This window comes from Roseicyclus sp. (assembly GCF_052168335.1).
Taxonomy (GTDB): domain Bacteria; phylum Pseudomonadota; class Alphaproteobacteria; order Rhodobacterales; family Rhodobacteraceae; genus Roseibacterium.
The window spans coordinates 1-14,127 of sequence record NZ_JBQLZP010000066.1 but is presented as its reverse complement, the minus strand read 5'-3'; the positions used below and the strand labels follow the sequence as shown (position 1 = coordinate 14,127).

General features: G+C 69.0%; 16 protein-coding genes. 10 read left to right on the top strand and 6 right to left on the bottom strand.

Going from position 1 to position 14,127, the window contains the following annotated elements:
* The 3 genes from ACTS11_RS02300 to ACTS11_RS02290 all read left to right on the top strand — a co-directional run.
* The coding region (locus ACTS11_RS02300; RefSeq protein WP_442638735.1) for a flagellar hook protein FlgE at positions 1-1,159 on the top strand (1,159 nt) is incomplete at its 5' end.
* A gap of 27 nt (positions 1,160-1,186) precedes the next feature.
* On the top strand, positions 1,187-2,599 hold the full coding sequence (flgK, locus tag ACTS11_RS02295; protein WP_442638734.1) for a flagellar hook-associated protein FlgK: 1,413 nt from the start codon (positions 1,187-1,189) through the stop codon (positions 2,597-2,599).
* A gap of 11 nt (positions 2,600-2,610) precedes the next feature.
* The gene (locus ACTS11_RS02290; protein WP_442638733.1) at positions 2,611-3,696 is read left to right on the top strand and encodes a flagellin; all 1,086 of its coding nucleotides are present in this window, start codon (positions 2,611-2,613) and stop codon (positions 3,694-3,696) included.
* 13 nt (positions 3,697-3,709) lie between these two features.
* On the opposite strand, the gene ACTS11_RS02285 is transcribed toward ACTS11_RS02290, so the two are convergent.
* A complete protein-coding gene (locus ACTS11_RS02285; RefSeq protein ID WP_442638732.1) occupies positions 3,710-4,417 on the bottom strand; it encodes a winged helix-turn-helix domain-containing protein in 708 nt (235 codons plus the stop codon).
* Between the two features lie 147 nt (positions 4,418-4,564).
* Here ACTS11_RS02285 and ACTS11_RS02280 point away from each other — a divergent pair, with 147 nt between their 5' ends.
* The 7 genes from ACTS11_RS02280 to ACTS11_RS02250 all read left to right on the top strand — a co-directional run bounded on the left by ACTS11_RS02280 (position 4,565) and on the right by ACTS11_RS02250 (position 9,328).
* A complete protein-coding gene (locus tag ACTS11_RS02280) occupies positions 4,565-5,767 on the top strand; it encodes a flagellar basal body P-ring protein FlgI (RefSeq protein WP_442638731.1) in 1,203 nt (400 codons plus the stop codon).
* Entirely contained in the window at positions 5,767-6,066 is a 300-nt protein-coding gene (locus ACTS11_RS02275) for a rod-binding protein (protein ID WP_442638730.1), read from the top strand. The genes ACTS11_RS02280 and ACTS11_RS02275 overlap by 1 nt, the downstream gene beginning before the upstream one ends.
* A 95-nt stretch (positions 6,067-6,161) precedes the next feature.
* Positions 6,162-6,488, top strand: a complete 327-nt coding sequence (locus ACTS11_RS02270) for a hypothetical protein (protein ID WP_442638729.1) — start codon at positions 6,162-6,164, stop codon at positions 6,486-6,488.
* A gap of 108 nt (positions 6,489-6,596) precedes the next feature.
* The gene (locus ACTS11_RS02265; protein WP_442638728.1) at positions 6,597-7,532 is read left to right on the top strand and encodes a flagellin N-terminal helical domain-containing protein; all 936 of its coding nucleotides are present in this window, start codon (positions 6,597-6,599) and stop codon (positions 7,530-7,532) included.
* A gap of 132 nt (positions 7,533-7,664) precedes the next feature.
* Positions 7,665-8,072 (top strand): flagellar biosynthesis regulator FlaF, encoded by a 408-nt coding sequence (locus tag ACTS11_RS02260; protein WP_442638727.1) that lies wholly within the window; start codon positions 7,665-7,667, stop codon positions 8,070-8,072.
* A 3-nt stretch (positions 8,073-8,075) separates the two neighbouring features.
* Positions 8,076-8,516 carry a flagellar biosynthesis repressor FlbT gene (locus ACTS11_RS02255; RefSeq protein ID WP_442638726.1) on the top strand — a complete coding sequence of 147 codons (441 nt, stop codon included), beginning with the start codon at positions 8,076-8,078 and terminating at the stop codon, positions 8,514-8,516.
* Positions 8,513-9,328 (top strand): DUF1217 domain-containing protein, encoded by an 816-nt coding sequence (locus ACTS11_RS02250; RefSeq protein WP_442638725.1) that lies wholly within the window; start codon positions 8,513-8,515, stop codon positions 9,326-9,328. The genes ACTS11_RS02255 and ACTS11_RS02250 overlap by 4 nt, the downstream gene beginning before the upstream one ends.
* Positions 9,329-9,335: 7 nt before the next feature.
* On the opposite strand, the gene ACTS11_RS02245 is transcribed toward ACTS11_RS02250, so the two are convergent.
* The 5 genes from ACTS11_RS02245 to fliF are packed head-to-tail and all read right to left on the bottom strand — an operon-like array spanning position 9,336 to position 13,936.
* Positions 9,336-10,391 (bottom strand): flagellar motor switch protein FliG, encoded by a 1,056-nt coding sequence (locus tag ACTS11_RS02245; RefSeq protein WP_442638724.1) that lies wholly within the window; start codon positions 10,389-10,391, stop codon positions 9,336-9,338.
* A 16-nt stretch (positions 10,392-10,407) separates the two neighbouring features.
* Complete coding sequence (fliP, locus tag ACTS11_RS02240; RefSeq protein ID WP_442638723.1) at positions 10,408-11,223, bottom strand: flagellar type III secretion system pore protein FliP; 816 nt, start codon at positions 11,221-11,223, stop codon at positions 10,408-10,410.
* Positions 11,224-11,255: 32 nt separating this feature from the next.
* Entirely contained in the window at positions 11,256-11,612 is a 357-nt protein-coding gene (gene fliN, locus ACTS11_RS02235; protein ID WP_442638722.1) for a flagellar motor switch protein FliN, read from the bottom strand.
* Positions 11,605-12,276, bottom strand: coding sequence for a hypothetical protein (locus ACTS11_RS02230; protein WP_442638721.1), 672 nt, complete (start codon positions 12,274-12,276; stop codon positions 11,605-11,607). Before ACTS11_RS02230 ends, fliN begins: the two co-directional genes overlap by 8 nt.
* A gap of 10 nt (positions 12,277-12,286) precedes the next feature.
* The gene (gene fliF / locus ACTS11_RS02225; RefSeq protein WP_442638720.1) at positions 12,287-13,936 is read right to left on the bottom strand and encodes a flagellar basal-body MS-ring/collar protein FliF; all 1,650 of its coding nucleotides are present in this window, start codon (positions 13,934-13,936) and stop codon (positions 12,287-12,289) included.
* Positions 13,937-14,127 lie beyond the last annotated feature (191 nt).

The window sequence follows — 14,127 nt, the reverse complement described above, 5'->3', positions numbered from 1 at the left end:
TAACGGAAGCTCGGCCCCTCCGGGCGGCGTGCGCGCGGTGCAGGCCGCCGACATCAACGTCGACGGCCAGCTCCGCATGACGGGCCGCACCAACGACATCGCGATCAGCGGCAACGGCTTCTTCGTGGTGTCGAAGAACCCCAACGATCCGTCGCAGTCCAACTACATGCTGACGCGCGCGGGCTCGTTCCAGCCGGACGAGAACGGCAATCTCCGCAATGCCGCCGGCTTCTACCTGGCGGGCTTTCCCTATGACGAGAACGGCACGCTCCAGGCGGCGGACGGCAATTCCTTCGTGGGCCTCGCGACCGTGAACGTCGGCAGCGGCACGATCCCCGGCGAGCAGACCACGGCCCTCTCCATCGCGGGCAACCTGCCGTCGCAGGAGGCTTTCGCGGGCGCGGCGGGCGATCCGTTCATCTCCTCCACCAACGTCTACTCGCCGCTCGGCGCGACGCAGCGCATCCAGTTCGCCTGGGCGCCGACGGGCAACGCGAACGAATGGCAGCTGACCGTCTCGGACGAGGCCGGCGCCGCGTTCGGCACGGTGGATGTCCAGTTCAACGACAGCGGCCCGGCCGCAGGCTCGCCGCTCGCGTATCTCAACGCGACGCCGCTCGCGGTCGCGCCGGCCGGCTTCGCCTTCGATCCCGCGACCGGCACCGCGACCCTGACCATGGACAACGGCGCCGTGCCGCAGACCTTCACGCTCGAGATCGGCGCGCCCAACACCTTCGACGGGGTCACGCAGTTCGCCGGCGACTACTCGCCCCTCAACGTGACCGCCGACGGCTCGGCCAGCGGAACGCTGACGCGCACCGAGATCACCGAGAGCGGCGACGTCTTCGGCATCTTCGACAACGGCATGCGCCGTCCGCTGTTCAGCATCCCGCTCGCCGTCGTTCCGAACCCGAACGGCCTCCTGGCGACGAACGGCAACGCCTACCTCATCTCGAACGAGAGCGGTCCGTTCGAGCTCGCCACGCCGTCGGTCGGCGGCACGGGCCGGATCACGTCGGGGGCGCTGGAATCCTCCAACGTGGAGATCGCCGAGGAACTCACGAGCCTCATCCAGATCCAGCGCGCCTATTCCTCGAACGCCAAGATCGTGACGACCGTCGACGAGATGCTCGACGAGACGATGCGCATCAAGCGCTGATCCATGGCCTGAGGAAGGACGCCGCACATGGGCATCTCGAGCGCCTTCGCCGCCAGCCGCAGCGGCCTCGCGGCCGTGGAGAAATGGGCCGAGATCACCTCCGGCAACATCGCCAACGGCGACCGGGCGGGCTACGTGCGCAAGTCCGTCCTGCGCGAGCCGGCGCCGGGCGGGGGCGTCCTCGTCTCGGGCATCCGGCGCGAGACGGATGCAGCCGTCGAAAGGCTGCACCGGATCGAGCTGTCGCGCGTCGGGCGGCAGGAGGCCGTCACCTCGGGGCTCGAGCTCTACACCACGCGGCTGGGCGAGCCCGGTGGGCCGGGCAGCCTGCTCGGCCGGATCGACGCGCTCACGTCGGTCTTCTCGCAGCTCGCCAACGCACCGGACCAGTTCGCGCTCCAGAACGCGGCGGTCGACGCGTCGCGGGGCGCCGCGCAGGCGCTGAACCAGACCTCCGCCGCGCTGCGCGAGGCCCGGTCCACCGCGCTCCAGCGGGCGGAAACCTCGGTCGGCACGCTCAACGCGGGCCTCGGCCGGATCGCCGAACTGAACAAGCAGATCGTCTTCGCGGCGCCGGGCAGCGACGCGCAGGCGGCGCTACTGGACGAGGCGGGCATGATCCTCGACCGGTTGGCCGAGGTCGCGGACCTGCGGATCGTCACCGACGGGCAGGGCCGCACCTCGGTCTACACCGCGGGCGGCACCGCGCTGGTCGAGGGGCCGGTGGCGAAGACGCTCAGGCTCGACGGGGCGGGGCCCGCGCTCCTGGCCGACGATATCGACATCACGCCGGGACGGCCCGGCGCGCGCGGTTTCGAGGAGGGTCGTCTTGCCGGGGAGATGGCGCTCCTCACCGAGACGATCCCGCTGATGCAGCGCCAGCTCGACGAGGTGGCGCGCGCCCTGATCGACGGGTTCACTGCGGCGGACGCGTCGCTCGCGCCCGGCGAGGACGGCCTCTTCCTCGATCGCACCGGGGCCTGGCCGCCCGCGGGCCTCGACGGCCTCGCCGACCGGATCGCGGTCAACGATCGCGTCCTGCCCGAGGCCGGCGGCGTCCCCTGGCGCCTGCGCGACGGCATCGGCGCGGTGGCCCAGGGACCCGCCGCCGACGCGACGCAGCTCAACGCCTTCGTCGCGATGCTGGAGGGCACAATGACCTTCGACGCGGCCGCGGGTCTCGGCACGAGCGCGACGCTCTCGGGCTTCGCCACCAACCTCGTCGCCAATCAGCAGCAGATCCGCGTCTCGGCGCAGGAACGCCGCGAGAGCCTGCAGGCCGGAGCCGCCGCGCTCGAGGCCGTCCGGAGCGGCATTTCCGGCGTCAACCGGGACGACGAACTGCAGAAGCTCATCGAGATCGAGCAGAGCTACGCCGCCAACAGCACCGTCATCCGCACGCTGACGGACATGCTCGACACCCTTCTCGCCGCCGTCTGAGGTTCCGCGCCATGTCGACCGTCGTCACCACCATGTCCACGATGACCGCCGCGCAATTCCGGCGCGAAACGGTCGCCGACATCCAGCGGCGCCTCGACGTGGCGGGCAAGGAGATGTCGACCGGCCGCAAGGCGGACATCCACGCCGCCCTCGGCCTCAGGTCGAGCGAGCTTCTGGCCGTGCGCTCCAGCTCCGCCCGGAACGACAGCTTCCTGACCGGGAACCGACTTCTCGCCAACCGGATGGAGTCGATGGCGGCGACCATGGGCGGCGTGCGGAAGATCCTTCAGGACTTCGTCGAGGTCGCCATCGCGAACAAGGGCGCGCCCGGACCCACGGTCACGCAGGTCTCGGCCGCCGCGCGCGCGGCCTACGACCAGATCGTCGCGCAGCTCAATGCTCCCTACCAGGGCTCGCAGCTCTTCTCGGGAACCGAGAGCGGGCGGGCCGCCCTCCAGGGCTGGACGAAGCAAAGCGCGGCGACGGGCCTCTCGCCGGAGGCCGCCCTCGCCGGGATCGTTGGCGGCGGCCTCGCCGACGCCGCGGACGCCACCGCCAAGCTCGCCGATGTCACCCGCGCCTTCGCCAGCACCGAGGCTGTGTTTCCCGACCGGAACTTCGAGGCGAGCTTCTACAACGGCACGCCGCTTCTGGACGGCGGCGGCAATCCCTCGCCGCGCGTCTCGGCGCGGATCGACGAGGCCACGGTCCTCGCCTACGGCATCCAGGCCAACGATCCCGCCTTCACCTCCGCGCTCCAGGGTCTCGCCATGTTCGCCTCGGTCGATCCCGCCACGCTCGCGGATGCCGGTGCCTACGAGGTCTGGATCGGCGCGGCCATCGACGCGGTCGCGAACGGCATCGACGGGGTGGTCACGGCCGAGGGCCTGCTCGGCACGCAGCAGCGGACCCTCGAGGAGACCATCCTCCGCCAGCAGGACCGCCGCGATCTCTACAACAAGCACATCGCGCTTCTGGAGGCGGTCGATCCCTACGAGGCGGCGACGCGCGTGACCGAGCTGTCGACGCAGCTCGAGGCGTCCTACGCCGTCACGGCCCGCATCTCGCGGCTGAGCTTCCTCGACTTCATGAGGTGATGTCTGTCGCCCGTCACTCGGCGGCGGCGCGGACGAAGGCATCGTCCGAGAGCCGGTAGCCCCGACCCGGCACCGTCTCGATGTAGCGCGCGCCGAAGGGAACGGCCGCCTCGAGCTTCTTGCGGATCTTGCAGATGTAGACGTCGATGACCTTCTCGAAGGGTGCGACCTCGGTGATGCCGTAGACCGCGTCGTAGATCGTCGCCTTCGAGACCACGCGCTCGGCATTCAGCGCAAGCTGGTGGAAGATCGCGTGCTCGCGCTGGGACAGCCGGACGCGGTTTCCGGCGACGTAGGGGTCGCGGCCGTCGAAATAGGCGGTGACGGCGCCGATCCGCACCTCCTCGCCGGCGAAACCGTGGACCCGGCGGAGGATCGCGTTCAGCCGCGCCTTCAGTTCCATGGCCTTGAGCGGGATCACCAGGTCCTCGTCGGCGCCGCCGTTCAGGCAAAGCGCCGCCTCGCGCGAATTCCGCACGTCGCGGAGGACGACGATCGGGTTGCCGCAACCGGCCGATCGGAGCGCGGCGATGCGGTCCGTCACGCCATCGACGGCGGCGAGAATGAAGGGCGTTCCCGGATTGCCCGGGCGGTTCAGGAGGCTGAGATCACGTCCGAAGAAGTCGTCCTGAATGACCCGGGGCACGAATTTCTCGGACTCGAGCTCGGCCAGCAGACCTGTGTGCCGCTCTTTCCGCGGCTCGTGGACGTAGATGTGCATTCCGCTGCCCCTCGCCGGATAACGCTACGGCCCATAAGAATTTCAATGTTCTCAATTCAACACATACAAGTACAATTGATGAATAGCAAGTATAGATTGACTTATTCTTGCATTCGCAATACCACGGAGGAAGTCAAGCGGAGGTGCATGGTGAGACGGGTCCACGAGGCGCGTCGGCGGGCGACGCGACGCATCGTCAAGGTGGCGCTGGCGGTCCTCTTCCTCTGGATGCCCGCCCCGGCCAGCGCGGACGTCTTCTGCCCCGCGCCCCCCGTCGGCGAGGCCGTCATCTGCGTGCCCGATCCCGGCAGCGGGGGCGTCCGCATCAAGGACATCTCCACCGTCGAGGGCGTGCGCGAGAACCAGATCGTCGGCTACGGCCTGGTCGTCGGCCTGAACGGAACCGGCGACAGCCTCAGGAACAGTCCTTTCACCGAGCGCTCGATCGAGGGGATGCTGGAACGGCTCGGCGTCGGGAATCTCTCCGAGGACGACATCCGGACGCGGAACACGGCCGCCGTCCTTGTCACGGCGAACCTGCCGCCCTTCGCGCGGATGGGTCAGACCCTCGATGTCGTCGTCTCGTCCATCGGGGACGCATCCAGCCTCCGCGGGGGCACGCTCATCGTGACCTCGCTCGCCGGGGCGGACGGCGAGGTCTACGCGGTGGCGCAGGGGCCGATCTCGGTGGCTGGCTTCGCCGCACAGGGCATCAACGCCTCCATCGTCGAAGGCGTGCCGACCGTCGCGCGGATCGAGAACGGCGCCATCGTCGAGCGCGAGATCGCGTTCGTCTTCAACCATCTCGACACCGTTCGCCTGTCGCTGCGCACGCCCGACTTCACGACCGCGCAGCGCGTGGAGATCGCGATCAACAACGCGCTCGGCCCCGGAACGGCGGTCGCGCTCGACCCAACCACGATCGAGATCCATCGCCATGGCCGGCGGGACCTGCCGGGCCTGATCGCGCATATCGAGAACCTCGTCGTGCAGCCTGACAGCATCGCGCGGGTCGTGGTCGATGCGCGCTCCGGCACCATCGTGATCGGGGCGGACGTCCGCATCAGCCCGGTGGCCGTCAGCCAGGGCGGCCTCACCGTCATCGTGCGCGAGGAGATCCAGGTCAGCCAGCCCGAGCCCTTCACCATCGGCGAGACGGTGGTGGTGCCGCAGACCGAGGTCGAGGTGCGCGAGAGCGAGGCGGAGTTCACCATCGTCGGCGGCAATGTCAGCCTTCAGGGGCTGGTCGACGGATTGAACGCCATCGGCGTCGGCGCGACGGAAACCATCTCGATCCTGCAGGCGATCAAGGCCGCGGGCGCCCTCCACGCCGATCTGGAGATCATCTGATGACGGCGGTGGGACCCGTCTCGTTCCCCGTGCCGCAGCCTGCGGACCGACCCGCGCAAGGGGATGCCGCCACCTCGGCCCGCGAGTTCGAGGCGCTGTTCCTGTCGCAGACCGTGGACGAGATGCTCAAGACGGTGCCGGCGGGGATCATGGGCGGCGGCCATGCCGAGGAGATGTGGCGCAGCTTCCTCGCGCGGGCCATCGCCGACGAGATCGCGGGCGGCGGCAACACCGGCATCGCGACGAGCGTCGAGGCCGCCATCACCGGCTACGGCCGGCGCGAGCAGACGGGGGGATGATGTCCATGGGCCGGAACCATCTCGCGCAGATCGATGCGCTGACCGGGCTTCTCGAGCGCGAGAATGCCGGGCTCGAGGCCGGAGACATCGCGATCGTGGGCGAGCTGCTGGACGAGAAGACCGCGCTCGCCGCCGAGATCGAGGCGGAACGGGCCGCCATCGCCGAGTGGCTGCAGGCGCATGTCGCCGATGCCGCAGCGCTCCGCCGCCGCGTCGAGCGGCTCCGGCAGGTGCTCGACCGCAACGACGAACTCGTCGGCCGCATGGCGCTCGCGATCCGCGACGTCACCTCCGAACTTGCCCGCATCGCCGAGCGCGACAGCCTTTCGCGGGTCTATGACGCGACGGGCGCGCAGCCGGTGAAAAATGGCAAGAAAAAGGCCGAAAATGACAAGAATAAGGCCATCGACAAATCTTGCTAATCTTTAACCCAGCCGTAACCTCGGCGGGCAAGGTAGCCATTGCGGGCGAAGTCTCGCACCCCCTGCCAGAAAGGCGGGAGCACCCGATTTGAAGCACTGGAGAACGCAATGTCTTCGATCCATACCAACGCCGCCGCGATCAACGCGCTGGCGACCCTTCGCCAGATCAACTCGAACCTCACCGAGACGCAGGGCCGGATTTCCACCGGCTACAAGGTGCAGTCCGGTAAGGACAACGCCGCCTATTTCGCCATCTCGACGACGATGAAGGGCGACAGCGGCGCCTACCGCGCCATCAACGAGGGCCTGACCCTCACCAAGAACTCGCTCACCACGGCCCGCCTCGGCTCGGAGACGATCCAGGGCCTCGCGCAGCAGTTCCTCGACAAGGTCGCGTTCGCGCAGGGCGCCGAGGGCGGCCAGACCGAGATCGAGAACGACCTCCTCGAGCTCGTGAAGCAGATGGAGACGACCCTCAGCCAGTCGACCTTCAACGGCGACGACATGCTGGGTGCTGGCTCCTACGCGGGCATCACGGCCGGGACCGTGGCCGGTGCGACCGGCGTGCTCACGCGCACGGCGAACGGTGATGCGACCGTCGGCGTCGACCGCAGCGTCGTCACCGGTATCTCGCGTGCCGGCGGCACCTACGCCACCACGACGATGACGGTCGCGACGCACGACATGGCGGAACTCGTCGCCGACTTCAGCGCGATCGCCACCGGCTTCGCCACCAACGCCACCGATGCGACCAACGGCGCGGCCTTCCTCGCCGGCATTCTCGTCTCGACCGAGACCGTCATGGGCGACGTGACCGACATCGCGACCCAGATCGGCCAGTCCGAGGGCGCCATCGAGGGCCAGCAGGAGTTCCTGAACAAGCTCGCCGACACCCTCGACGCCGGTGTGGGCGCGATGGTCGACGCGGACATGGAAGAGGAGGCCGCGCGTCTCCAGGCGCTCCAGGTGCAGCAGCAGCTCGCCACGCAGTCGCTGGCCATCGCCAACCAGAATCCGCAGAACGTCCTGAGCCTGTTCCGCTGATCCGACCTGACGGTAGGGGCCCGGCAGAATGCCCGGGCCCCACCCGATGTCTCGCATCCGGCCCCCGGCGGTCCCGGCGGCCGGCCCTCATCCCCACCGGCGAGAATGCCGGTCGAATGAACGGCAGAAGCCATGAGCATTGCAGCCTACAAGGCCACAATCCGCGAGGTCGAAACCCCTCGCGACATCGAACGGCGCATCTTCGCGCGCATCACCTCCGCCCTCGAGACACATGCCCGCGCCTACGACGACGAGCAGTCGAACCTCGAGCGGCTCGAGATCCTCTCCTCGGGTCTCTCCGCCACCCTCAACGAAAACGTGATGTTCTGGTCGGCGCTCAAGCATGACCTGGCCTCCGAGGGCAACCAGCTCGCCCCCGAGCTGCGGGCGAACCTCATTTCCCTTGCCCTTTGGGTCGAACGGCAGACATCTGTCGTCCTGGGTGGCAAGCGTGGGGTAGCTGGGCTGGTCTCCATCAATCGCGCGGTCGCCGCGGGTCTCGCGGGCAATGCCCCGCGTCCAGTCGAAGCGGAGGGTTGATCGATGCCTCTCAAACTGACCCTGAAGCCCGACGAGCGTCTCGTCATCAACGGCTGCGTCATCAAGAACTCGAACAAGCGCCAGACGCTGACCATCGAGAGCCGCGCCGCCGACGTCGTCCGCGGCAAGGACCTCCTCGGTCCCGAGGATGCCAATACCCCGGTCAGCCGCGTCTACTACCTGATCCAGACCGCGCTGATCCAGAGCGAGCTGCGCGAGAAGCTGATGCCGCAGATCCAGCAGCAGCTGGGCGTCCTCGCCACCGTGTTCGGCACGAACCATGTCGGGCACATCTTCAACGCCGCGAACTACGTGAGCCAGTCCGACTACTACCGGGCCCTGAGCGAGCTGCGGCCCGTTCTGGCGCACGAGAAGATCCTTCTCGAAAGCTCGGTGCGCCGGGCGGCGGCCGCGCGCGAGGCCCACACGGCGGCGTCGGGATGATACCGATCACGGGCCTGAGCTCGCCTGTCGCGCTCACGCTCGTGGACGCGACGCGGGACCGCCAGATCGAGCGGCTCCGCGCAGCGCCCGAGCACGCCCGCGGCATCGAGACGTTCCGCGAGCGCATCGGGGACGTCCGCAGCGTCGAGGATCTCGTCGAGGACCGGGAGCTCTATGTCTTCGTGATGAAGGCCTTCGACCTCGAGGACCAGATCTTCGGCAAGGCCCTCGTCCGACGGATGCTGGAGAGCGACATCTCGGACCGGCGGGCGCTGGTCAACCGCCTGACCGATCCGCGCCTGCGCGAGATGTACCAGACCCTCGGCTTCGAGAACGAGGGCACGACGAATGCCAACACCGTGCAGGGAACCTGGCAGGAGGGGATCGTCGACCGCTATCTCGAGACGGTCTTCATCAACGACCAGGAGGCGCAGAACACCGCCGTGGGCGCGGCGCTCGAGTTCCGGCGCAAGGCGGCCGGGATCGAGAAGCCGCTCGACATCCTGCGGGACGGGGACCTGGCCCTCGTCGTCCGCCGTGCGCTCGGGCTGCCGGACGCGATGGCGCAGCTCGACCTCGACCGGCAGGGCGACCTGATCCGCTCGAAGCTCGACCTCGCCAAGCTGAAGGACCCGGCCGAAGTCGAGAAGCTCGTGCGCAAGTTCCTGATCCTGAACGACGCGCTCGACACGACGCGGGTGGCGCAGAACGCGGCGGTGCAGCTCATGACCTCGGCCGCGAACCGGAGTTTCGCGCCGGTCCTCTTCGACATCTCGGCCATCGCGAGCCTGCCTTCGCGCCCCTACCGCTGAGGCGGGCTCACTCGATGAGTTCCTCCTCCATCTCGTCGTCCGAGGAGGGCAGGCGGATCACGTCGGTCCGGATCAGCTCGCGCGCGTAGTCCACCATCACCGCCTGCGCCGCGCGCACGTCCTTCGCGCGGACGGGGCCCATGGTGTCCATCTCCTCGATCAGCATGTCGCGCGACCGGCCCGGAAGCGCGGAAAGGAAATGCTCGCGCAGGTCGCTGTCGGTGCCGCGCAGCGCGAGGGGAACGGTGTTGCCGGGAACGCCGCGCATGATCCGCGCGAGGTCCTGCCCCCCGATCCGGCGCATGTCGTCGAAGGTGAACATCCGCTTCTTGATGGCGCTGAACTCGTCCGGCGCGCGGTCGCTGAGATGGGCCGAGACGTTCTCGAAGAGATTGCGGTCGAGCCTGTTGAAGATCTCCGCCATGCGCGTCTGGGCGCCGGTGGCCTTGGCGTCGTCCGCCGTGGCGAGAACGTCGTCGCGCAGCGCCGCCTCGATCTGTTCCATCAGGTGGTCGGGCGGGTCGTCCATCACCATCATGCGTTCGAGGACGGCCAGCATCTGCGTCTCCTCCAGCAGCGGCAGGACGCGCGCCGCCACGTCGGGGGACAGGCAGGACAGGATCGTCGCGACCGTTCCCGGCTTCTCGGCGGCGAAATGGCGGGCGAGGATCTTCTCGTCGGTCTGGTTGAGGCGCTGCCAGATGTCGCTCTCGCGGGCGGGCGCGCGGACGTCGCGCAGCATCGCGTCGACCTTGTCGTCCGGCAGGAAGGCGCCGAGCATCTTGCGCGCGGACTCGTAGGTGCCCAGCGGCGTGCCCCCCGAGGCGACCGTCTCGACGAACTCGGCCAGCACGTCCTCGGCCACCTCCGCCGGGATCGAGCCGAGCCCCGACATCGCCTGGCTGATGCGCTGGATCTCGGCCTCGTCGAGGCGTTGCATCAGCTCCGATCCGCGCTGTTCTCCAAGGCACAGGAGCAGGACCGCGACCTTCTCCGGACCCGAGAGGTGCGGGCCGGCGACGGGAACGTCTCGTCCGGTGTTGCTGAAGCGGAGCGTCGACATGGGCGGATCCTCGGCGTCAGGGCAGGGCGAAGGGGGCGTAGCTTTCGATCAGGCTGCCGGCCAGCATGAACCAGCCGTCGATGAGCACGAAGAAGATGATCTTGAAGGGCAGGGAGATCAGGACAGGCGGCAGCATCATCATGCCCGCGCTCATCAGGATCGACGCCACGATGAGGTCGATCGCCAGAAACGGCAGGAAGATGAGGAAGCCGATGGTGAAGGCGCGCCGCAATTCAGAGATCATGAAGGCGGGAATGAGCGTGCGCCATGCCGCCTCCTCCGCTGTCGCGGGAAGGGGGGCGACCTCGGTTCCGTCGGAGCGGGCCGCGATCTCGTGGAAGAGCTCGAGGTCCTTCGGCCGCGTGTTGGCGAACATGAACACCTTGAAGGGCGCGCCGATGCGGGCGATCGCCTCCTCCTCGGTGATGCTGTTCTCGATAAGCGGCTGAACCCCGCCGTCCCAGGCATCCTCGAAGACCGGCTGCATGACGAAGAACGTCATGAAGAGCGCCATGGAGGTCAGCACGATGTTGGGCGGCGTCTGGTTGAGGCCGAGCGCCGAACGCAGGATCGCGAAGACGATGATGAAGCGGGTGAAGCTCGTCATCATGACGAGGAGCCCCGGCGCCACGCTGAGCGCGGTGGTGATCGCGATGAGCTGGATGATCCGCCCGCTCAGCGTTGCGCGCTCGTCCGAGCCTTCCGGCACGTCGCCGAGGGCGCCCGCGAGGTCGTCGATCAGGCCGCCCACGTCCTGCGCGATGCCGGGCGCGGAGAAAGCCACGGCAAGGACCAGCCCCCCGGCCAGGGCGGGCAGTAGCGGAACACGCATCCTCGTCACGGTGTCCATACGCGGCCTGCCCGTCAGGCGTCGGGCAACTGCCCGCGCATGAGCTCGGTCAGCGTGACGCCGATCCGGTCCCCGTCGAGCTTCACAAGGTTCCCGCGCGCGACCAGCATGTCGTTCACGACCACGTCCACCGGCTCGCCGATCTGGCGGTCGAGCTGCACGACCGATCCGCGCCCGAGCCGGAGAAGGTCGGAGATCGGCATGCGGGCGTGTCCGAGCACCACCTGCACGTCCATCCGGACGTTCATCATCGCTTCCATGCCGCGTGCCGCGCGGGACGCGTCGCCCGCCTCGGCCTCCGACGAGGAGGCGAACTCCTCGAAGATCGCGCCCTCCGGGACTGCGGTGTCGGTTCCGGTCTGTTCAGCCATGGGCCAGTCTCCCGTAATCGATCTCCTCGGCCGGAAGCGGTCGCGTGCGGCGCAGGGCGTCGAGCACCTGCTCCGCGATCTGGCCGAAACTGTATTCCATCACGCCGTTCTCCCACTCGACCCGCGCATCCCCATCCGCGAGCGCCGGGTCCGCCGCCAGCACCAGCTCCACCCCCTCGTGGCGGTCGCGCGCGGCCTCCTCGATCGCGGGCCCGTGCAACTCGAGCGCGGCGCTGGAGAGGTAGATCCTGATCCTCGGGCTACCCGAGGCGCGCGCCAGGCAGCGCCGCACCTCGGCCACCGCCCGGTCGGTCGAGCGGGTGCGCAGAAGCTCGGGCATGAGCCGCTCGCAGGTGGCCACGGCGAAATCGAGCATCTGCCCCTCGAGGGCGGCGCGATGCTTCGCCGCTTCGGCGCAGAGCGTGTCGACCCGCGCCGCGAGCGCGAGGACGGCCTCGTGCCGCTCGGCCGTGCGTGCCGCCTCGGCCTCGGCGAGCGCCTCGCTTCGCCCGTGCCGGCGGCCCGCCTCGAAGCCCTCGGCCCGCGCCGTGCGTTCTGCCTCCCGAAGCTCCTGCTCGGTGAAGGTCAGCGTCCGCGCGCAGTCCGGCTTCTGCTGCCCCGCACCGGGCCCGGCGTCGAAATTGTTGTCGAATATGAAGGTCATCGGTCTCTCCTCATGCCTTCGCCGTGAGCCAGCCCTTGACGGTTCTCAGGGATTCCTCGGGGCGCTGCTGCGCGAACGCGCCCGCCCGGTCGATCCGCGCGCGCGAGACCGCGCCGACGACGGCCGAGACCTGCACCCGCTCGCCGCCCGCGTCGTCCAGCGGCAGGAGCATGGGGCCGTCGCCGTCGGGGTCGCCGAGCCTCGGCTGCCGCCCGTCGCCCCCGGGGAGCGCTGCTTGCGTCTGTCCGTCGGGTCCCGGCAGACCGGGCGCGGCCGGAGGCGCCGCCAGCAGCAGCTTCATCGCGGGACGCAGGCCGAGGAGCAGGATCGCCGCCACGATGGCGAGCGCGAAGAGGCCGCGCAGGATGGACGGAACCTGTTCCATCAGGATGTCCCCGATGGACGCCCCGACCGGCTCGCCGATCTCGGAGGCGATCTCGACGAACTGGAGGCTGTCGACCGAAATCGTGTCGCCGCGCTCGGCGTCGAAGCCGACGGCGGCCCGCACGAGGCCCTCCAGCCGGTCGAGTTCCGCCTGGTCGCGGGGGGTGTAGACGACCGCCCCGTCCGCGTCCGTCCCGTAGATGCCGTCCACCAGCACCGCGACCGAGATGCGCTCGATCGCGCCCGGCTCCGAAACGGTCTCGGTCCTTGTCGAGGCGATCTCGTAGTTGATGATCTCGTCGCTGCGTTCGCTCTCGCTCATGGCGCCGGCGGGCGCGGCCTCGCCGAAATCGCCCGGCAGGTTGCCCGCGATGCCGACTTCCTGCGCGCCCGGCTGCTGGTCGCGGGCGGTCTCCTCGCGCGTCTCGGTCGAGCGCACGACCTGGCCCTCGGGATCGAAGGCCTCGGCCAGCGTGACCTGCCGCACCGTCGAGAGATCGACGTTGACCTGGACGCGCGCGTTGCCCGATCCGACGCGCGCGTTGAGGATGCTCATGATGTTCGCGGCCATGCGCTCCTCGAGCTCGGCCTTACGGGACTGAAGCGCCGTTCCCGGCGCCTCAGTCCCGTCTTCCGCGAGTATGGTTTCCCCCGACGCCGACAGGACGGTGACCCGTCCGGGCGCGAGGTCCGGGACCGCCGAGGCCACCAGCGCGCGGATCGCCGTGGCCTGCCTGAGCGTGACGCTGTCGCCACGCCGGCTGCGGATGATGACGGAGGCGGAGGGTTCCGGCCGGCTGCGCGAGAAGGCCTCGCGCTCGGGCAGGACGAGGTGGACACGCGCCGCCTCGATCCCGTCGATGGTCTGGATCGAGCGCGCAAGCTCGCCCTCCAGCGCGCGGAGCCGGTTCACCTGCTGCAGGAAGGTGTTCATGCCCAGGCTGTTGCCGACGTCGAAGAGCTCCCATCCCGGCGCGCCTTCCGACGGCAGCCCGGCATCGGCGAGCACCATGCGCGCCCGCGCGATGTCCTCCTGCGGGACGCTCACGATCGAGCCGTCGCGCGACAGGGACACGCGAAAACCGGCCTGTTCGAGGGAACTCACGACGCGGCTCGCGCTGGCCGGCGTCAGCTCGCTGTAGAGCGGCGTGTAGGTGGGCGCGAGGGCGACGCTCAGCCCGAAGAACACGGCGGCGGCCATGGCCGCGCCGACGGCGCCGAGCGCGATCAGCCTCGCCCGGCCCAGAGCCTTCAGGTTTTCGAGAACAGCCTGCACGCGCGACGACCACAATCAATCAAGGATAGATGAGCATAACATGCGAAGTTGTTGCGATTAATGCAAGATTAATCTTGTAATTCTTGGCCGCACAGGTAGTTTATCTTCCGTGACAATGGCGATAGAACCATGAAGACTGGGCAGGAAGAGGCAGAACCGGCTCCGTCTGGGCGGCGCAAGCTCGTGCGGCG

Bases quoted from the DNA above. Each gene is read 5' to 3' on its own strand.
- ACTS11_RS02245 (WP_442638724.1), bottom strand. From the start codon at position 10,391: ATGTCGACGCTCCGCTTCAGCAACACCGGACGAGACGTTCCCGTCGCC.
- flgK (WP_442638734.1), top strand. From the start codon at position 1,187: ATGGGCATCTCGAGCGCCTTCGCCGCCAGCCGCAGCGGCCTCGCGGCC.
- ACTS11_RS02280 (WP_442638731.1), top strand. From the start codon at position 4,565: ATGGTGAGACGGGTCCACGAGGCGCGTCGGCGGGCGACGCGACGCATC.
- ACTS11_RS02250 (WP_442638725.1), top strand. From the start codon at position 8,513: ATGATACCGATCACGGGCCTGAGCTCGCCTGTCGCGCTCACGCTCGTG.
- ACTS11_RS02260 (WP_442638727.1), top strand. From the start codon at position 7,665: ATGAGCATTGCAGCCTACAAGGCCACAATCCGCGAGGTCGAAACCCCT.
- ACTS11_RS02275 (WP_442638730.1), top strand. From the start codon at position 5,767: ATGACGGCGGTGGGACCCGTCTCGTTCCCCGTGCCGCAGCCTGCGGAC.
- ACTS11_RS02265 (WP_442638728.1), top strand. From the start codon at position 6,597: ATGTCTTCGATCCATACCAACGCCGCCGCGATCAACGCGCTGGCGACC.
- fliP (WP_442638723.1), bottom strand. From the start codon at position 11,223: ATGCGTGTTCCGCTACTGCCCGCCCTGGCCGGGGGGCTGGTCCTTGCC.
- ACTS11_RS02285 (WP_442638732.1), bottom strand. From the start codon at position 4,417: ATGCACATCTACGTCCACGAGCCGCGGAAAGAGCGGCACACAGGTCTG.
- ACTS11_RS02230 (WP_442638721.1), bottom strand. From the start codon at position 12,276: ATGACCTTCATATTCGACAACAATTTCGACGCCGGGCCCGGTGCGGGG.
- fliN (WP_442638722.1), bottom strand. From the start codon at position 11,612: ATGGCTGAACAGACCGGAACCGACACCGCAGTCCCGGAGGGCGCGATC.
- ACTS11_RS02255 (WP_442638726.1), top strand. From the start codon at position 8,076: ATGCCTCTCAAACTGACCCTGAAGCCCGACGAGCGTCTCGTCATCAAC.
- ACTS11_RS02290 (WP_442638733.1), top strand. From the start codon at position 2,611: ATGTCGACCGTCGTCACCACCATGTCCACGATGACCGCCGCGCAATTC.